Origin of the sequence: Microcystis aeruginosa NIES-843, from assembly GCF_000010625.1 — a bacterium.
GTDB lineage: Bacteria > Cyanobacteriota > Cyanobacteriia > Cyanobacteriales > Microcystaceae > Microcystis > Microcystis aeruginosa.
The window spans coordinates 4,416,477-4,435,955 of the sequence record NC_010296.1; the positions used below are offsets into that span (position 1 = coordinate 4,416,477).

Below are 19,479 nucleotides of genomic sequence, written 5' to 3' on the forward strand. Positions count from 1 at the left end.
ACACACCCGCAGAGATTGTTTCTGGTAGCCTGATTTTACACCAAAAATCCACAACTGCCCAACCCACCGCAGTGGATGGACAGGGATAGATTAGGCAATCACCTGAATATTGCTTGCACCGAGGGTCGCTGCGCCAGAGCCACCAATGTTTGCGATTGTAACCAGACTAACACCAAGACCAGCGTCTGTGTCAAACTGTAAAACACCACCACTGTAGACAAATCTGACAGCACCACCCGCAGTTGCCCCGAATAGGCTAGGAGCCAAAGTACCACCAACGGTAGTCAGTCCACCACCGAAACCACCGTTAGAAACTACGATAGCATCCGTATTGCCGCTAGCGATGTTAAAATCCGCGATCAAGTCACCGCCTTCGTTGGGATTGTTGTAAACAAAACGGTCATTACCATTACCACCAGTGAGGGTGTCGCTTCCTAAGCCACCGATTAGGGTATCCGCTCCCCCGATACCGGATATTATATCGTTACCATCGCCACCGATTAGGGAATCGAAACCATTACCACCATTTAGGGTATCGTTACCATTACCACCAATTAGGGTATCGGCACCCTCGCCACCACTTAGGACATCGTTACCATCGCCACCAATTAGGGTATCGGTACTGTTACCGCCCGTTAGAGTATCGTTGAACGCACTACCTGTGATGAAATAGGAATCGGTGAGTAAGAGTGGTGCGATCGAACTTACTACTTGCGGACCCGACGCTTTCGTGTTAACAATACCGCCGGTTAGTTGATAAGTGCCGGCAGACCCGCCTCTAACAAAGGTAAGGCTATTTGCTGGCAGGGAAAGGGTCTTAGAAAAGCCTCCACCGGCCCTGGAAAGGGTTGCGCTATCAGCAACGCCTGCGTTGGCTATTCTCCAAACTGTATCGCCGCCCGTACTTAAAAGTCCCAGGGAAGTGAGATTATCGGCGGTAAGGCCTGTTGTCGATATAGAAATGGGGACAGTAGGATGGGCGTTCAGGAAAGCGGCAACTGACGTAGTCACAGTAGGATTGAAACTAGCACCAGTGGGACCGGGGAGGCTAGCGAATGATATGGTTACAGTGGGCATGATTTTTTCTTTGAATGATTTGTTTGAATTTGAAGAGTCTGATAATCTTCCTCCCGATTATTATATACCAAGAAAAAAAATGTAATCATGTTTGCGAGGCTTGTTTTCTGAATTGTTGCTAATGGTCAAGTTTTTATCAATTTTGGGTTAATTTTCGGCTGGGTGTGGTATAAATCACGCCAGAAATTAAAGTTAATGTCACCGATAGCCAAAAGGCAATCTGAGAAATTAAGTTATATTCAGAAGGCAAGGGAGCAATTAAGAGAGCGATAGCGATAATTTGGCTGACTGTTTTGCTTTTTCCCCACCAATTAGCCCCTTTTATGTCGCTATTTCCCGTTAAATTCGGATTAATACGCCAACCAGCGATCGCTAATTCGCGAGCGAGAATCAAAAATACTCCCCAAGCAGCAATTAAATCCATTTCAATCAGAGCTAAGAGGGGAGCGAGAACCAGTAATTTATCGACCAAAGGATCGAGAAATTTGCCTAATTCGGTGATTTGATTCAATTTTCGCGCTAAATAACCATCGAGCCAATCGGTGCTGGCAGCAATCAGAAAGATAATTAAACTTAACCAGCGATCGATTTCTGTGCCTTGGTGCAACCAGTATAAAATTAATGGCAGTCCCAAGAGTCGCGATAGGGTAATCGAGTTGGGTAGGTTCATTTTTCAGTGATCAGTAATCAGTAATCAGTAATCAGGCTCTCTTAGGTTTGGTGGGTAAAATGTATTCTAAGATACATTCCTCCTAGCGAGTGAGTGGAAGGAACCACAAAGACACAGAGGACACAAAGACTGATCGATCATAATGTAAGTTAAACTTATCACACAAAGAATAAGAGAGCCGTAATCAGTAATCAGTAAACATTAAACAGTCAACAGTAATCAGTAAAAAGGCAGCTCCGAGCTTGTCGCTTAATACTATTCACTTAAAACTTAAAACTTAAAACTTAAAACTTAAAACTGATAACTGATAACTGATAACTGATAACTGATTCTAGCTGGCTAATTTGAGATCGAAATTACTTTGTTTATTGCCTAATTGTCTGAGCCAACGATAATTATAAGTTAAAGCACCTCGCAGGGTGGGATAAACGGCATAATTAACGCCAAATTCTTGGCAAACTTCCGCTAAGATTGGGGCAATTTGGGGGTAGTGAATATGGCAAATTTGCGGGAAAAGATGGTGAACAACTTGATAATTTAATCCCCCTAAATACCAATTTAAAAAGGCATTTTTAGGAGCAAAATCTACGGTAGTTCGCACTTGAAAGATTGCCCATTCGTCTTCGATTTGGTTAGCTGCCGAGGGTTGAATAAATTCGGCGGGTTCCAAAACGTGAGCTAACATAAATACATGACAGGCAAGCACTCCATAGGTCATAAAAGCAATGAGAAAACCGATCGCTATTTCTAGGGGACTATAACCAACTAGAAGAGGAATGCCAATAAACCAGAAGAGATAAACAACTTTTCCGCTCAATAAAACGAATAGATCGATCGGTTTAGGATTAGGAATTTTAATCTCGCCAAAACGATGACCAAAGAGAATAGAGCGCACATCGGAGAATGACCAATAGATAGGAATTATAGCGTAGAGAATCGGGATAAATAAATGTTGATAACGATGATACCATTTATGCTCGGCATGGGGAGTCATTCGCACGATACCATCGCCGTGAATTTCCACATCGTACCCTAAAACATTGGTGTAGGTATGATGGAGATAATTATGACGAAAACGCCAGAGATAACTGGAAGTACCGATGATATAATCGTAGCTCATGCCAAGGAGAGAATTAACCCATTTTTTACTAGAATAGCCGCCATGGTTAGCATCATGACCAATGCTAAAACCGATTCCTGCTAATCCTCCTCCTAAAACCATGCAACCGATAATTTTCAGCCACCAGATATCCGGACCAAAAAGTACAAATAGCCAAGCGGCAATTACCCAAGTTAAAATCGTGATCGTCTTCAGGTACATGGCAAAATTATCTCTGGTGGGGATGCCGTTTTCGGTAAAATAAGCATCAACCCGTTTATTCAATTCCTTTCTAAAACCCTGATTTTCGGTAAAAGTTACTCGCATTCCTAATTTTTGTCCTAGAAGTTGATATGACGGCTATTTGTGGCAGCTCAGAGTGAATTTATGAGTCTTGTACTGGTTTGCTAAGGCTGTCTCACTATAACTGATAGTTTCTCATCAGTCTCTCATCTATTGTCAGAGAAAGAGGTGCGCTTGGCAAGGGAATCGCTCAATTTATTTGCTACTCTTGCAGAAAATCCTCGGTTTTTACCTAATCAGATAGCAGATACCTGTAGCCGGTGATAGAGATGAGCATTAGGTGCTTTTGTACTACTATTAAGACCATTGAAGGCGATCGAGTTTTCTGGTGCGAAGTGCCACAATTAAGAAAATCGATCGATGCGATCGCTGGAAGCGTGGCCGATGATGAAGCGGTGTATTTTTATCTGTGGCAATGGTTACAGAATGATCCTAATAACCAATTAGTCAAGTCCCATTGGATGGTTTTCTTACAATATCGCTCCTGTATGGTAACTCAAAGGGTCTATAAAAATGTTGGCCATCGGATCGATGCTGATTATGAAACCCTCTTCTACTATTTGCTGAATTTGCTTGCCACGGCAATCACCAACAATCCTCGCAATTTTTACGGTAACTTTCAGGATAACAAGACCAAACCGGGATTTTTTCGCTTAATCTTAGAAAAATGGACAGATAAAAAATTAAGAAATACTCTCTATAATTTTCTGCGAGGAGAGTATAAAACGATTGGCAGGACTAATCTCGGTATAGTCAGTCTTTTTAGTGCGAATAAAATTCAAAAAGTTTTACGAACATCGGGTATCTTTAACGAGAATCATCTGCTAATATTTAACTGTTTTCGAGAGGTTAAAAAAGCTTCTCTTAGATCATTGGATAAGTGGCAAGAGGAGGATTGGCAACAGGTAATCGATCGCCTACAGCAGTTACAACCGCAAGTTATTCTCACCGTTGAGGAAGTGCAAGCAAAACTCAATCAAATAGGGGAGATAATGCGTAATCATATCGATCCTCCTTACTCTAAATTTGAGCCTAATAATTATGACGATAATAGCAATTACTTTTGGGAAAATATCCCCAGCAAGAAGCCAAGTAAAGATTTACTACAACAGCAAGAAATCCAGGAAGATATTAATAAGTTATTAATCACTCTTGAGGATGAAGTTAAACAGATTGTATATTATTACTATCATCAAAAGATGACGCAAGCACAGATCGCTAATCGATTGGGAGTTCATTCATCTACTATTAGTCGAGAAATAACCCAATTATGTAAAAAAATTTATCAGCTACTCTGTGCAAGGGAAGGCAAAGATTGCCCTATTTTGTTAAATGAGATTCAATTAGAATCTCGGCAAAAACAAGAGATCGATGCTTATCTAAAATATTTTTGTCAGTCCTACTTAACTCAAATCTAATCTGTTAGGAGATACCATGAAAGTCAACCTCGATATTTTGCAACAAATTAACCCGAAATCCCTTTGGCTAACTTTTTCGGAAACAGAGATTAAACAAGCTCGATCGATTCTCGGTCAATACTCTAATCAAACCGCCAAAAATCAGGCTTTGATTAATTACTTGGTGCAAATATGCTTAAGCAATTGGCTGAAAGATAATCTTGATTGTTCCCTTCAAATAATACCTGAAAACCATCAGTATCTTTGGGAGTTTATTAACGGGTTTACTTGGCAGATTAAAGACAAAAAAGTTACTACTATTCCCAGTCAAGCGATTGACATTGAGGGATTGACAATAGAGCAAGAATGGGTTGATATTCCCGATTTAGCGGCAGATTTTTATCTAGGGGTGCAGGTAGATTTAGCAGAAAAATTTCTCAATATCTGGGGTTTTATATCCAGAAAAGATGTTAAAAATCTCGCAGAATACGATTCAATTTACCATCAATATTATTTAGATAGTGAGCAAATGATTGATGATTTAGATATTCTTTGGCAGAGTTGTTTAGAGGGAGAGAGTGAACAAGAAAAACTGGAATCTTTAGCAAATTTATCGCCAGCAACAGCAGAAAAATTAATTAAAAAGTTAGGTCAAGTTTCACCCTATTCTCCGAGATTAGATATTAGTTGTCAGCAGTGGTTAGCTTTGTTGAATGATCAGCAATGGCGAGAAAAACTTTATCAGCAGCGTCTAGAAATAATCCCCACTAAACTTAGTCAATGGTTACAGGGAATTATTACAGAGAAATGGCAGGAAATCCTCAGCACTATCGACAATTATCGTCCAATTAATCCAGGGTTTTTGTTGGCTGCTGAAAAAATCAGCAGCCGAGAATCTCCGACAGATATTCAGCGAGAAATTAGACAACTGTATGCTAGTCAAAAAGAGGTGGAATTTTCGGAACATTTAACCCCAGAGGAAGCTTTAGCAAAACTGCAACATCAAACCCAAGATGAAACTATTCGCTGGCAAGCGGCCGAATATCTCTGGAATATTGATCCTCATTATCCCAATGCTGCTATTCGTAAAATGCTCGATGTGGGTAGTCAATTAATGGGTTATAAAATCGCTTTAATGGTGGGAGTTTTATCGACCAGTGACCAGAGAATTGCTGTTTTAATTCGTGCCTATGCCATGGACAATTTTGCCAAGCTACCCCCTGGTTTATCTTTGCAAATTAGCGATGAAATAGGCCAATTAATCCCCGGTTTAGAAGCAAGAGCAAGGGAGAAACCCTTAGATAGCTATCTACAGCTTTATTTTCTAGCTGATGCCGACGATCGCTTTAATGTTAACCTAAGTTTAGGGGACAGTAGCATTACCGAACAGTTTAGGATTTAATAGAGATAGCAGAAAATGTCAAGGGTAGAGACATGAGCAGAGTTGTGATTCTGAAAATTGGTGATGGCAGTTTTGAGACGGGATTTTCCGTCACTCTAGAAATTCGTGACAATCATCTCTTGATAGCACCTTTTGCGGAGGGTAGATTAGTCCCTAACCTTGACATTGCTGACGCTTTGCAAAATTATCGTCGAGCTTATTATCATTGGGTAAAAAGTCAACCCAGTTTAGGAATTACCGTTCCTCATAGCATGATCACCCATGCAGCGGTAGGTGATCCTAGAGACAACCTCAAAAAAGCCACTAAAACTTTAAAAGATAGCTTAAATGAATGGCTAAATTCCAGTTCTCTGAGTTCGATACAAAATCATATCTTGTTCCATATAGGTACTGAGTCAGAAGTAAGATTTTTTATCCAAACTACCCACTTTGATCTACAACAAATTCCCTGGGAGTCTTGGAATTTTTTACACAAATGGTTTCCCGATGTGGAAATTGCTCTTACTATCCAGATAGATCCCCCGAGAGAACGTACTTTTACTTATCCGATTAATGTTTTAGTAATTTTGGGCAATATTGACATCGAAAACAAGCATACTTCCCTGTGTTTATCCAGTTTGCAAACGGTACTAGGAAACCAAGATAAGGTTTCTATGCAAATATTAAGTCCTGGTTCAGACCCTCCTCTTTCAACGATAAATATTCACAATGAGTTGATCAAAAATCCATGGGATATTGTAGTTTATTTAGGTCATAGTCAAACCAGTAGTGACGGTCACGATGGAGTTTTTATCATTGATAATGATACGGCTTTATCTCCAGAACATAACTTAAGAAATTCCCTAGAAAAAGCTGTTAAAAAAGGCTTAAAACTTGTTATCTGTAATTCCTGCGATGGTTTAGGTATTGGCCGTCAGTTGGCTAATATCGGAGTACCCCATATTATTGTTATGAAAGAACCGATCGCCGTGCGGGTTGCTTTGAGATTTCTAGAAGTTTTTCTTCCCAATTTTCTTGGACATAAATCCCTACAAGAATCCTTAACAATCGCTCGACAAGACTTAAAATTACACGCATTTGCGGTGGATGCTGCTAGTTCTTCTTTGCTGCCTCGTTTGATAGAAAATCCTGAAGAACCACCGTTAATTTTACCTTTACCCCCTGAAAATACGGAGGAAAATCACCAAAATAATCATGAGCAAAGTTGGCCTTTACGTCTATCTAGTCGCTGGAAACAAGCTCTGTTATTTATTTTAAGTCTTCTGGTAACTTTATCAATTTTATATTGGGGAGGAGTATTTTCCGATGATGCTAGTAAATACCCAGAAATTAGCTTAGGTGAAGAAATATTATTAAAGACAAACCGACAAGATAACATTATTGAACGGGGAAGACAAGCTTTTAAAAACAAAGAATATAAACAAGCAATTCAGCTTTTTAAAAAATCCCTCGATCGCTTGCCCAATAATCCAGAGATTCGCATCTATTATAATAACGCTCGTGCGGCCTATCAAGACAGAAATCCCTTAAAAATTGCCACCAGTGTTCCGCTTGGTAATAATCCAGAAACTGCTCAGGAAATTTTACGAGGTATTGCTTTATTCCAAGAGGAGTTAAACGATGAACAGGCCAAAAACCCCGATTTTCACTTTCTACAGGTAGTGGTCGCTAATGATAATAATAGCCCCGTAGATGCCAAAGATCGAGCCGAAAAATTTGTTAAAGATCCGTCAATCTTAGCAGTGGTTGGTCATAATGCTTCTGCTGCTAGTGAAGCGGCCAAAGATATCTATGTACAAGGGAAAATTGTTGCCCTATCTCCCACCAGCTTTTCCCCGAAAATCTCCGGTAATGGCTATGTGTATAAGATGGTTCCCGATCTGGAAACTTTTGCCACAACCTTAAGTGAATACATCCGCAAACAAACTGACAAGCTAATTATCCAAAACCCCACTAATTTAATTTGTTACGATAATCGCTCTGGGGATAATTATAACTTCGCTCAAAAATATAGAAACATTCTTCTCGGTCAGCAGTTTCAAAAAGTCATTAAAGATGCAGATTTTGACTGCAATATCGAACCAAAAAATAATTTAGATCAAGAGAAAATTTATCAAAAAATCGCTCAATACCAAGTAAATATTCTCATGATTGCTCCCTATATTAACGATCTGAAAAGAGCCGTCAGTATCTTTAAGCAACGTCCCGCACAACAGTTAAACTTAGTGATTTTAGGTTCCCCCACCTTTCAAAGTTATCTCACCCTTGCAGAAGGTAAACAAGGAGTAGAAAATTTAGTTATCACCGTGCCTTGGTATGATCTCAAACAAGATAATTATATCCACAGTTTTTGGCAAAATAAGATCAATGTTTGGCGCACTCCCATGGCCTACGATGCGACCAAAGTTATCCTCACCGCTTTGCGACAGTTATACCAACAAGGACAAAAATTCGATCGAGAATTATTAAATCAAGTTTTAAGAAACGATTTTTCTATCGAAGGAATGACTGGCACTGTTAGATTCGATGAGAATGGTGTCCGCAACATGAACAATAATCCTGATGATCGCCGCTACTTGATTCTACAGGTCAAAAAGGGTCAATTTGTCCCCCTCGCTCCCATTAAATCTGCCGGTCCAGTCTAAACCTTCCTATCCTTGTCAAGACTTTTTACAAAACTTAACCTTACCCACTGCATCAAAGTTAGCCATCACTCCTAATTAACAGGTAACACCTCTAGGAGACAAACGGCATGAAATTGTTAAAAAAATTAACCCCAAAGGCCTTGATTTTTTGGCTGATCGGTGATAAGGCAGGAAATTCTCTCGTTGCGATCTGGAATTGGTTGTGGGGTATTCCCATCGAATCCGGCGGAAAAATTGCCGTAGAATCGGCCAAAGAATCCCTAGAATTGATGCAAAAATCCCTAGCGGAATTGACAGAATCGGTGGCGAAAGTAGTAGCGGCCCAGCAATCGGCTCAAGCACAATACGAGGCAAAAAAACAGGAACACACAAACTACTTGCAGCAGGCTGTCACCGCTCAAAAAAAAGGTCTTCAAGAAGCGGCAAGACTTGCTATGGTTAAGGTTATCTCCCTAGAAAAAATTCTACCCGCCATGAAAGATCGGGTTGATAATGCCGAAAAAGTGGTCATTGCTGCTAAGGAAAAACTTCGTAAAGAGCAGGAAAAAATCGAGCATTATAAGTTAGAAATGAGCAACTTAAAAGCGATTAGTTCCATGAATGAGGCTTTAGGTAAAATAAACGAATTTGATAGTAGTCTCAACCTCAATACCTCCCGCGATCGCTTTGAGGATGCCAATGAAGCGATTAACGACCGTTATCGAAAAGAAAACGCCTATAGTGAATTAAGCGAGAACTATAGCGAGAAATTAGCTCAAGAAATCGATTTCTTAAGCCTTGATGACGAAATTAACCGCCGTTTAGCCGAATTCAATCAGCAAAGTTAAGGAGTAAAGCAATGACAAAGACTGGCAAAAAAGCGGGTTTACCGCCAATTTCCTATGTTTTACTGGGGTTGATCGGTTGGTTTCTTTTTCCCCAAATCTCGGCAATATTTGCCCCAAAAGCCGATAATAATCCCCGCATCAGTTACGGCAATCATCTCCTGATCAAAACTAATTCTAACACCACCAAAGAATCAGCGATCGCTGCCATTGCTCAAGGTGATCACCAAGAAGCAGAGCAACTCCTGCAAAAATCCCTCGCTCAACGTCCCAACGATCCCGAAAGCGTAATTTATCTCAGCAACCTGCAAACTGGCTCAAATCCCTTTAAAATCGCCGTTGTTGTGCCAGCAACAACTAATCCCAACGTCGCTCAGGAAATATTGCGAGGAGTCGCCAGCGCACAAACCCAGATCAATCAACAGGGAGGGATCAACGGCAGAAAACTGATGGTTATCGTGGTTAATGACGATAATCAGCCGCAGATATCGAAAGAGGTAGCTGGTGAATTAGTCAAAAATCCTGATATTATCGCTGTTATCGGTCATAATGCCTCCGATGCCAGTTTAGCCGCCGCTCCCATCTACGAAAAAGGCGGTTTGGTGATGATTTCTCCCACCTCCCTGGCTAATAATCTCTCCGGTGCGGGAAATTATATCTTTCGTCTCGTGGCTTCTAACGGCAAAATTACGGAAACCTTAGCAAATTACATAGTAAATACTGCTAAAGTCCAGAAAATTGCTTTTTGCTACGATTCTCAAGCTCCTGATAATATTTCCTTTAAAGATGAGTTGATGGCTAATGTGGCGAAAAAAGGCGGTCAAATTGTGCCGATAGTCTGTGATCTGAGTGTCCCCAATTTTAAGGCCGATCAAGCTCTTAATCAGGCGATTTCTGGGGGTGCTAACGGTCTATTTGTCGTCGCTCATGTTGATCGTCTCGATCCCGTTTTTGAGGTTATTCGCTCCAATCGTCAGCGTTTGCCTCTGTTTAGTAGTCCCACCCTCTACAATATTCGCACCCTCGAAGATGGCGGCAAAAACGCCCAAGGTTTAACCCTTGCCGCACCCTGGCACCCCTCGGTTAACCAGACTTTTGCCAATCTTATGCAGGAACAGTGGCGCGGTCCAGTTAGTTGGCGCACAGCCACCAGTTTTGACGCTACACGGGTGATTATTGCCGGTTTAAGGGAAAATACCCATCGTCAAGGCCTACAATCCCTGCTGCGCTCTGGCAATTTTCATCAAACAGGGGCCACCGGAAAAATTAGCTTTGATCCCAATACTGGCGATCGCATTGGTCAGCCGGTGTTAATTCAAGTGCGATCGACTCCCTCCGGTGAGCAGTTTGTCCCTTTGCCTTGAAAAGTCCCCAGTCCACAAAAGTCGGGAGAGCTGCCAACTCTCCCCCCAAAAAATCTCAAAAATTACAATTATTTCAATGTTCAACCCTGAGCAAGAAATGAATGGCTAATATGTTAAAATATGCCTAGATATTTGTAAACTTTTTCCTTTGTATGGATATCGTTATTATCGAAGATGAAATTGAAATCGCCCATTTGATTCAGCAAACTTTAGAGCGGGAGTCCTTTACTTGTCATCTGGCTTATAATGGTAGGGTAGGACTAGAACTATTTTATCAAAAGCAACCAGAATTAGTGATTTTAGATTTAATGTTACCCGAATTAGACGGACTGGAATTGTGTGCTAGAATTCGCCAAAAACCCGGGACAAAAGACCCCTATATCTTAATGTTAACCGCTAGGGGAGAAGAAATCGATCGCATTATCGGTCTATCTACGGGAGCCGACGATTATATGGTCAAACCCTTTAGTCCCCGGGAATTAACCGCTCGCGTAAGGGCATTATTAAGACGTAGTTTAAGACACGATAGTCAACCCCAGCAACTCCATCGCAGCCGTCATTTTCTGATCGACTTAGATCAACATTCTGCTCTTCGTAAATTGGAGGGAATGCCGGAGGAAACCCTCGATTTAACCACCTTAGAATTTAATTTATTAGCTACCTTTGTCAGTTATCCCAATCGCGTCTGGAGTCGCACCCAATTAATCGATAATCTCTGGGGAAATGATTTTTTTGGCGATGAAAGGGTAGTAGATACCCATATCCGACGCTTACGCAAAAAAGTAGAACCCGATCCTGCTAATCCGATCTTTATCAAAACTGTAGTCGGTGTCGGTTATAAATTTGAGGATGACATTATTTAGGGTCTGCTGAAAAAGTTTGTTGGTGGGGTTAGTAGTCAGGAGTCGGGAGTCAGTATTCAGGAGGCAGTATTCAGGAGATCAGTAGCTGGTTATAATTAAATTAAAAATAGATTTTAGGTTCGATCCCCCCTTAGTCCTAGGGTGAATTCATAGTAGGGTTGATTCATGAATCAACCCTACCCTTAGTCCTCCCTTGATAAGGGTGGTGTCTGATAATTTTTAATGCCTACCTACTTAGGAGATGGCTTTTATTTATTCTCCCCCCACACCCCACACCCCACACCCCACACCCCACACCCCACACCCCAACCCCAATAAAAAATTCTCCCTAAAGGCATTTAAGCAGTCTTTAACCCTTATGTGCTACAATTTTTGAAGATTTTGCCATTCATTTAGGTTCAATCAGGGATCACAGCCTTTTCAGGGAAATTTTATGACAAGTAACTACGGCGCGGAACAGATACAAGTTCTCGAAGGGTTAGAACCAGTCAGGAAGCGGCCGGGGATGTATATCGGTACGACCGGGCCGCGGGGACTACATCATTTAGTCTATGAAGTGGTGGACAACTCGATCGATGAGGCCCTAGCGGGTTACTGTACTCATATCGAAGTGGATATCAAGGCCGATGGTTCCGTCAGCGTCACCGACGATGGCCGGGGTATTCCCACCGATGTTCACCCGACCACGGGTAAATCTGCCCTCGAAACCGTTCTCACTATACTTCATGCCGGCGGTAAATTTGGCAGTGGTGGTTATAAAGTGTCGGGAGGGTTACACGGAGTCGGGATTTCCGTCGTTAATGCCCTTTCTGCATGGGTCGATGTCACCGTCTGGCGCGATCATAAAGTACATACCCAACGCTACGAAAGAGGTATCCCCGTCACAGAATTGGTCAGCAGTCCCAGTCAAGAGGAAAAAACGGGAACTAGGGTTAATTTCCTGCCGGACACCGAAATTTTTAGCCAAGGCATCGAATTTGATTACAGTACCCTCTCCGGACGTTTACGAGAACTAGCCTACTTAAATGCGGGTGTTAAAATCACCTTTAGCGATTACCGTCCCGAAGAACCCCACATCGAAACCTATTGTTATGAGGGGGGTATTAAAGAATACGTCGCCTATATGTGTCGGGAAAAAGAAACCCTGCACAAAGATATTATCTATGTATCGGGGGAAAAGAACGGAATTAATATCGAAGTGGCGTTTCAGTGGTGTATAGATGCCTATAGCGACAATATTCTCGGTTTTGCTAATAATATCCGCACCATTGACGGGGGAACTCACCTAGAAGGATTAAAAGCAGTTCTGACCCGTACTTTAAATAATGTCGCTCGTAAACGCAATAAAATTAAAGAAAACGAGCCTAATCTAGCGGGGGAAAACGTCCGCGAGGGTTTAACCGCCGTTATTTCCGTAAAAGTCCCCGAACCGGAATTTGAGGGACAAACCAAGACCAAATTGGGTAACACCGAAGTCCGGGGTATTGTTGATTCCCTGGTGGGGGAAACTCTCAACGAATACTTAGAACAAAATCCCCAAGTAGCCGACACGATTATCGAAAAAGCAGTACAAGCGTACAAGGCGGCGGAAGCGGCCCGTCGGGCCCGGGACTTAGTACGACGGAAATCGGTCTTGGAATCCTCACCTTTACCAGGTAAATTGGCTGATTGTAGCGAAAGAGACCCAGAAAGGTCAGAAATTTACATCGTCGAAGGTGACAGCGCCGGCGGAAGTGCCAAACAGGGGCGCGATCGTCGTTTTCAAGCGATTCTACCTCTGCGGGGAAAAATCCTCAATATCGAAAAAACCGATGATGCCAAAATCTACAAAAATACGGAAATTCAATCCTTGATTACAGCCCTCGGTTTAGGAATTAAAGGAGAAGATTTCGACCCCTCACAATTGCGCTATCATCGCATTGTTTTAATGACTGATGCTGATGTGGATGGCGCACACATCCGAACTTTGTTGTTAACTTTCTTCTATCGTTATCAGAAGAATTTAATTGACCAAGGTTATGTATATATCGCCTGTCCTCCTCTCTATAAATTGGAACGCGGTAAAAATCATTCCTACTGCTATAGCGATCGAGAATTACAGCAAAAGATAGCGGAATTTCCCTCCAATGCTAACTACACCATCCAACGTTTTAAAGGGTTAGGAGAAATGATGCCCCAACAACTTTGGGATACTACCATGAATCCCGAAACTCGCACTTTAAAACGGGTGGAAATCGAAGACGCAGCCAAAGCAGAGGAATTATTTACCATTCTTATGGGCGATCGAGTTGCCCCCCGGCGAGAATTTATCGAAACCCACGGATCACGTTTAAATCTTACGGATTTGGACATTTAAACAGTAACTTGAGGCTGTGTTAGTCTAGGCTAATACAGCCCCCGATAAAATCCCCAAATCCAGTTACTAATCGGAGGGTTAGGGATTCAAGGAAACTGGGGTGCATTCCACGACTTCATCGAAAAAATCAGCCGGCAGCGGTGGATTATCGGGGTCTTCTAGGGCGTTTTTGGCAATTTCCGCCTCGCTCATCCCTTTAACTTTCTTCCAGTCTGTTTTGCCTTTCAACTTCGCCCACTGTTCGCGGGTGACTCTGGTAATATGTTCTTCGTTCACGGTTGTTAGCCCTCCTAGCACTAATTAGGGTCTGCTGAAAAAGTTTTTCCTAGGGGCAGGGTGTAGGGTGTGGGGTGTGGGGTGTGGGGTTTTACCCATTTTCATCGGGTAAATTACCTAATTTTCAGGGAAAAAGTCCAGGGATTTTCCCCCCGACCACTCCCATATCTGGTACTTTTTGATTGACAAAAAGTCTAAAAGTCTTACCCAACAAGGTTTTTAGATTTATTCAGCTAACCCTAATTATTCGACGAACCGAGCCACGCCATGTATAAACCACCACCAAAACGATATTATCGATTGTACCCACTAGAATCACTCGAATTTCGCCGTAATTCTGACGGTTATCCACGCGCTCGATTATCGGCCCGCTAAAAATCGCTTCCAGGTCGGCGAAATCTATGCCGTGTTTTTCTATATTGGCCTGACGCTTATTTTCATCCCACTCGAAAAGTTGCGGGGTCGTCATTATCGATAGTCGATCGCCTATAATCCGATTTTAAACTAACTTTTTGACAGCTGCTACTAACTGCTCGATTTCTGAGGGCAAAGTGAAATAATGAACACAGGCACGCACGCAGAGGGGGTCGAGGAGAGTTCGCAGTAAAAACCCTTGTTTTTCTAGCTGTTGCACTAAATTTTGTGGGGTGATGGCCGAGTCAATTTGAAAGGAAACTAAACCAGATTCCGGTGGAGAATTTTTTAAACATTTCACCCCCTTAATCGTCTTTAATTCTTCCCAGAGATAAGCCGCTAATTGACAAATCTTTTCGTATCTTTGTCCCCCATCACCCCAGGCGTTATGTACCGCAATAGTTGCCCTTAAACCCTCAAATTGGGGATAGGCAGAAGTGGCCACTTCAAAGCGTCTGGCATCCGGTTTCCAACCGATAGGCTGTCCTCGGTTATCTGTTTCAATGCCGCGCCAACCGATAAAAGTGGGCTGCAAACTAGGGAAAATTTCGGGACGAATATACAATCCTCCCACACCAGCCGGTCCACACCACCATTTATGACCCGTAAAAGCATAACAATCGGCGGCAGTAGCGCTTAAATCCAAGGGCAAACAACCCACGGATTGGGCAGCATCCACCACCACTAAAACGGGTTTTTCGGTGACAGAATTATCATGACAAAGTTGTGAGATTTCCTTGAGGGGTAAAACCTGTCCGGTATTCCACAAAACGTGACTAACCACCAAAACCCTAGTTTTTGGACGTAGATGAGCGGAAATGACTTCTATCGGGTTGCCACCGTTTAAAGTTTCCCGAATAGGACAAGTGGAGATTTCCAGATGATAACGACGGGCAATTTCTTGAACCGTGGCGATAATTCCGGGGTGTTCACAATCGGTTAGTAAAATATGTTCCCCCGCTTGCCAATCAACTCCCCAGAGGGCGATATTACAGCCTACAGTGACATCCTCGGTGATAGAGAGGGTGCTGGGGCTAATTCCCAACTCCTGAGCCATTTCTTGCCTGAGAAGTTCCGTTTTTCCGGTAATCCAATCGTTTACCCGTCCTGAAAAAGGCCCCTTTTGTTGGAGAAAATTATGGGCATCGATAATCGCCTCTAATCCCGCCTTGGGCAAGGTTCCCTGACCACCGAAATTAAAGTAAACTTTATTGCTAAGTCCCCGAAATTCCTGTCTTTGTTCGGCTAAATCCGGTTTACTAACGGCGTAATCGAGGCTATTTTCGTCTAAATTCTGCATAAGCGAGGAGATGGGGGGTCAGTTATCAGTTATCAGTTATCAGTTATCAGTTATCAGTTATCAGTTAGAAGGTGTTGGGGTTGAGGGTTTTAGGGTTTTAGTTGAATTCCCCATTTCCCCACTTCCCCACTTCCCCACTTCCTGACGACCGACGACCGACGGCTGAATTCTATCGACGGATTAAGTCGCAATTGTCACAATAGTATTAGAGTAGAGGAAACATACTTGGGAATGTTTTCTTTTTTTAAGTTTATTATTTTTTACTTTACTTCACTGGTCCAGGAAAGCTTAACTTTTCTCCTTGTATAGAATGCTACTGACCGATGATCTACTTCTAGACTACCAACGTTGTCAACGCCGTGCATTTTTAAATCTCTACGGCAATAGCCAAGAAAAAGACCCTGAGCGAGATTTTTTGCTTAAATTGCGCCAAGAGAGTCAAAGTCACGTTAAAAAAGTCCTGCAAGACTCCTATCCCGATTATTGTTCCCTGACTACCCCCAGCACTGATATTTTGGCCGCCGCTAGGGAAACGGAAGCTTTGATGGGTCGGGGGGTATCCTGTATTTATCACGGAGTCCTTTTACAATCTGGCTATCCCGTCTCTTTAACCGGTTCCCCGCATTTATTAATTAAACAGGCAGGAGAGTCGAAATTTGGCGATTGGGTTTATTATCCCCTCAATATTCAACTCGGTCGCCGTCCTAAGCCTGAATATAAAATGCTGGCTACTTTTTACGCCTATTTATTGGCCAGTATGCAGGGAGTTTTTCCAGGTTACGCGGAAATTGTCCTACGTCGTCATAATCGCTATCGGGTGGAATTGAATCTCTGGTTAACTAAACTAGAGGAAATAATCAAAAAGTTCGGCGCAATGGTGATTAATCGCCAAGAACCAGAAGTTTTTATCTCGCGTCAGCGTTGCAGTTTATGTCATTGGTACAGTCACTGTTATGGTATTGCTCAAGCGAGTCAACATCTTTCTTTAGTCCCGGGGGTGACTCCTAGTCGTTACCAATTTTTACAGTCTTTGGGGGTTTCCACCATGGAATCCCTGGCGCTTACCTGTCCTACCCGTATGGGGGAGGGGATGGGGGTAGAGGTGGCTAATCAGTTACAGTTACAGGCCCAAGCAATTATTGAAAATCGGGCCTTTCGCAAAAGCAATGGGAAAACTGCTTATTTGTCCCCCCTACCGAAGGCCGAGATTGAATTTTATTTTGACATCGAAGCGGAACCAGAACAGAATTTAGATTATCTTTTGGGGATTTTACGGGTTGATTATCGAGTTAATACCCAGCAGTTTTATCCCTTTTTGGCAGAAAAGCCGGAAGATGAAGGCAGGATTTGGCAGGAATTTTTAACCTTAGTCATGCAGGATTATCAAGCACCAATTTTTCACTTTTCTGAGTACGAAGTGGAAACAATTAAGCGATTGGGTTATCTTTATAAAACTCCTTCTTCTTTGATTAATCAGTTAGTTTCTCGCTGTTTTGATCTGCACTATCATGTAGTTAATTCGGTAACTTTTCCCGTGGAAAGTTATTCTTTAAAATCCCTCGCTAACTGGATTGGCTTTCAATGGCGCGATCGAGGAGTAAGCGGGGATCAATGCGTTTGGTGGTATGACCAGTGGTTAAAAACAGGAGATCGGACTTTATTGGCGGCTATTTTGCGTTACAATGAGGATGATTGTCGCGCCACCTTTATACTAAAAGATTGGCTTGTAAACTTTTTAATTTGATTCTAAAGATTTATGACAAATAGGGGGGAATGTAACATCTGCTACCCGTAGCCGTAAAGGGCAAATGATAGGCTATGGATGTGAAGACAGTCCCCTCACCCAATGGTGATCCCCATGTTCTCCCCACTTTTTCCGCTTCTACTCCTACTGCTTTCCTTCCTTAGTCTTCTCTGGTATCAAAAGACCGATAATGATATTTTTAAAGCTCTTGCCGTTAGTAGTTTAATTTTTGCAATTATTTGGGGCTTAATTCTCGTTCATTGGTCAATTCACCTGTTGGGACTGCTGTTATTGTTAAAATTCAGATCCCCCGCTTTCAGTTGCGTGCGCGTGCCTAGATGGTAATGGTTTGACCCTAATCTTCCAACTGTCTGGTAGGTACTTCGATCGCTTGTACATCGATCGTACCGGGAGGGGTGAGAATAATAAACTTACCCCCTGCCACTTTTAACGGTTCACCACAGTTAGGACATTGGCATTCTGTGCGATTAAAACCCGTAAATTCGTAGCTACAGACGGGACAGCTATCTTCAACTAAATTGCGTCGCAACCACCAGCGAAAAATCCCCCAAGCAATGACAGGGGAAAATATCAGGAATGCCACGAGAATTAAAAAACTATTGACTAACCAACCCAGTCCGATCGAGCCTAACAACAATCCGACTAAAATCAAAGATAAGAAACAACCCAAACCAGAATCATTGACAGAATAGCTGCGGAAAAAGTTGTTATTCACGGCTCAACCCTCGATTCATCAAAGCTGCAATTATCTTTAACCTAACACATTCCCAACACATTGCCACGGTTAAATCTTCTTTTTGACTCACTGGTTCCTCGCTCTATTCTATCTTGGGTTTAGTTTTGATCGAGATTATCCGGACTGACATCCTCACCAAATCTGCTGGGGAGTGGATCCTCCGATCGCTTCAACTTGTTATAATAGTCAGTCCCTATCCACCATATCTCTAAAAACCATGAGCGATCCTCGTCTATCTCTAGTGGCAGCTGCCCGAAAATTTTATCAACTGGGTTGGATGCTTGGCACGGCGGGTAATTTATCCGCTAAAGTTGATGATCATAGTTTTTGGATTACTGCCAGTGGCAAAAGTAAAGGTAAACTCACAGAACAGGATTTTGTGCGCGTGGAGCTGACGGGAAAAGTCAGAGAATTAGCTCATCGAGATAATCGTCCTTCGGCCGAAACTAGCATTCATCAGGTGATTTATTGTCTCTTTCCCCAAGCGCAAGCTTGTTATCATGTCCACTCAGTGGAAGCGAATTTAGTTTCCCGTTTTGCTCGCGGGGACAAGTTATCGTTACCTCCCTTAGAAATGTTGAAAGGTTTAGGTATTTGGGTAGAAAATCCTCAAGTATTTATGCCGGTTTTTGCTAACTATCTCGATGTGCCGAAAATTGCCGCAGAAATAGAAAGTAGATTCTCAACTTTCCCCCCGGAAATTCCCGCTTTACTGATTTCTTACCATGGTGTGACGGTGTGGGGTGAGTCTCTAGAAACTACCGAGAATTATTTAGAGATAGTTGAGTATATTTTTCGCTATTTAGTGGCAGCCTATCAGGTAAAACCTTGTTAAATTTTCATTTAGACAAGGTAATAAAAGAAAGACTGCCGACATTTACCAAGGCGCCACCCAGATTCGAACTGGGGGTAAAGGTTTTGCAGACCTCTGCCTTACCACTTGGCGATGGCGCCGATCAGGCAGTATTTATCTTAGCATAACAGATGA

17 protein-coding genes and 1 tRNA gene are annotated in these 19,479 nt (G+C 42.4%); 10 read left to right on the plus strand and 8 right to left on the minus strand.

Annotation, left to right across the window (positions count from 1 at the left end):
- Positions 1-90: 90 nt before the first annotated feature.
- From MAE_RS35885 to MAE_RS20920, 3 genes are all read right to left on the minus strand, one after another.
- Entirely contained in the window at positions 91-1,011 is a 921-nt protein-coding gene (locus MAE_RS35885; protein WP_269453940.1) for a calcium-binding protein, read from the minus strand.
- A gap of 202 nt (positions 1,012-1,213) precedes the next feature.
- Entirely contained in the window at positions 1,214-1,747 is a 534-nt protein-coding gene (gene pgsA, locus MAE_RS20915) for a CDP-diacylglycerol--glycerol-3-phosphate 3-phosphatidyltransferase (protein ID WP_012267315.1), read from the minus strand.
- A gap of 331 nt (positions 1,748-2,078) precedes the next feature.
- Positions 2,079-3,173, minus strand: a complete 1,095-nt coding sequence (locus MAE_RS20920; protein WP_012267316.1) for a fatty acid desaturase family protein — start codon at positions 3,171-3,173, stop codon at positions 2,079-2,081.
- A 245-nt stretch (positions 3,174-3,418) separates the two neighbouring features.
- Here MAE_RS20920 and MAE_RS20925 point away from each other — a divergent pair, with 245 nt between their 5' ends.
- From MAE_RS20925 to gyrB, 7 genes are all read left to right on the plus strand, one after another.
- Entirely contained in the window at positions 3,419-4,567 is a 1,149-nt protein-coding gene (locus MAE_RS20925) for a sigma factor-like helix-turn-helix DNA-binding protein (protein WP_012267317.1), read from the plus strand.
- A 16-nt stretch (positions 4,568-4,583) separates the two neighbouring features.
- Positions 4,584-5,948 (plus strand): DUF1822 family protein, encoded by a 1,365-nt coding sequence (locus MAE_RS20930; RefSeq protein WP_012267318.1) that lies wholly within the window; start codon positions 4,584-4,586, stop codon positions 5,946-5,948.
- Between the two features lie 32 nt (positions 5,949-5,980).
- On the plus strand, positions 5,981-8,593 hold the full coding sequence (locus MAE_RS20935; RefSeq protein WP_012267319.1) for an ABC transporter substrate-binding protein: 2,613 nt from the start codon (positions 5,981-5,983) through the stop codon (positions 8,591-8,593).
- A 107-nt stretch (positions 8,594-8,700) separates the two neighbouring features.
- Positions 8,701-9,420 (plus strand): PspA/IM30 family protein, encoded by a 720-nt coding sequence (locus MAE_RS20940; protein ID WP_012267320.1) that lies wholly within the window; start codon positions 8,701-8,703, stop codon positions 9,418-9,420.
- A gap of 11 nt (positions 9,421-9,431) precedes the next feature.
- The gene (locus MAE_RS20945) at positions 9,432-10,781 is read left to right on the plus strand and encodes an ABC transporter substrate-binding protein (protein ID WP_012267321.1); all 1,350 of its coding nucleotides are present in this window, start codon (positions 9,432-9,434) and stop codon (positions 10,779-10,781) included.
- Between the two features lie 152 nt (positions 10,782-10,933).
- On the plus strand, positions 10,934-11,644 hold the full coding sequence (locus MAE_RS20950; RefSeq protein WP_012267322.1) for a response regulator transcription factor: 711 nt from the start codon (positions 10,934-10,936) through the stop codon (positions 11,642-11,644).
- 433 nt (positions 11,645-12,077) lie between these two features.
- The gene (gene gyrB / locus MAE_RS20955) at positions 12,078-14,000 is read left to right on the plus strand and encodes a DNA topoisomerase (ATP-hydrolyzing) subunit B (protein ID WP_002781027.1); all 1,923 of its coding nucleotides are present in this window, start codon (positions 12,078-12,080) and stop codon (positions 13,998-14,000) included.
- Positions 14,001-14,078: 78 nt separating this feature from the next.
- Here the strand turns inward: gyrB and MAE_RS20960 are convergent, their stop codons facing one another.
- From MAE_RS20960 to MAE_RS20970, 3 genes are all read right to left on the minus strand, one after another.
- Positions 14,079-14,276, minus strand: coding sequence for a hypothetical protein (locus MAE_RS20960; RefSeq protein WP_041804248.1), 198 nt, complete (start codon positions 14,274-14,276; stop codon positions 14,079-14,081).
- A 229-nt stretch (positions 14,277-14,505) separates the two neighbouring features.
- The gene (locus MAE_RS20965) at positions 14,506-14,745 is read right to left on the minus strand and encodes a BrnT family toxin (protein WP_012267324.1); all 240 of its coding nucleotides are present in this window, start codon (positions 14,743-14,745) and stop codon (positions 14,506-14,508) included.
- A gap of 30 nt (positions 14,746-14,775) precedes the next feature.
- Entirely contained in the window at positions 14,776-15,990 is a 1,215-nt protein-coding gene (locus MAE_RS20970; RefSeq protein ID WP_012267325.1) for an aminotransferase class V-fold PLP-dependent enzyme, read from the minus strand.
- Positions 15,991-16,300: 310 nt separating this feature from the next.
- Between MAE_RS20970 and MAE_RS20975 the strand changes: the two genes are divergently transcribed.
- Positions 16,301-17,734 carry a TM0106 family RecB-like putative nuclease gene (locus MAE_RS20975; RefSeq protein WP_012267326.1) on the plus strand — a complete coding sequence of 478 codons (1,434 nt, stop codon included), beginning with the start codon at positions 16,301-16,303 and terminating at the stop codon, positions 17,732-17,734.
- Between the two features lie 102 nt (positions 17,735-17,836).
- Complete coding sequence (locus MAE_RS36185) at positions 17,837-18,079, plus strand: hypothetical protein (RefSeq protein WP_004162474.1); 243 nt, start codon at positions 17,837-17,839, stop codon at positions 18,077-18,079.
- 10 nt (positions 18,080-18,089) lie between these two features.
- On the opposite strand, the gene MAE_RS20980 is transcribed toward MAE_RS36185, so the two are convergent.
- Positions 18,090-18,470 carry a hypothetical protein gene (locus tag MAE_RS20980; RefSeq protein WP_004162473.1) on the minus strand — a complete coding sequence of 127 codons (381 nt, stop codon included), beginning with the start codon at positions 18,468-18,470 and terminating at the stop codon, positions 18,090-18,092.
- A 238-nt stretch (positions 18,471-18,708) separates the two neighbouring features.
- Here MAE_RS20980 and mtnB point away from each other — a divergent pair, with 238 nt between their 5' ends.
- Positions 18,709-19,326, plus strand: a complete 618-nt coding sequence (mtnB, locus tag MAE_RS20985; RefSeq protein WP_004162472.1) for a methylthioribulose 1-phosphate dehydratase — start codon at positions 18,709-18,711, stop codon at positions 19,324-19,326.
- Positions 19,327-19,374: 48 nt separating this feature from the next.
- On the opposite strand, the gene MAE_RS20990 is transcribed toward mtnB, so the two are convergent.
- A tRNA-Cys gene (locus tag MAE_RS20990) sits at positions 19,375-19,445 on the minus strand.
- Between the last annotated feature and the right edge of the window lie 34 nt (positions 19,446-19,479).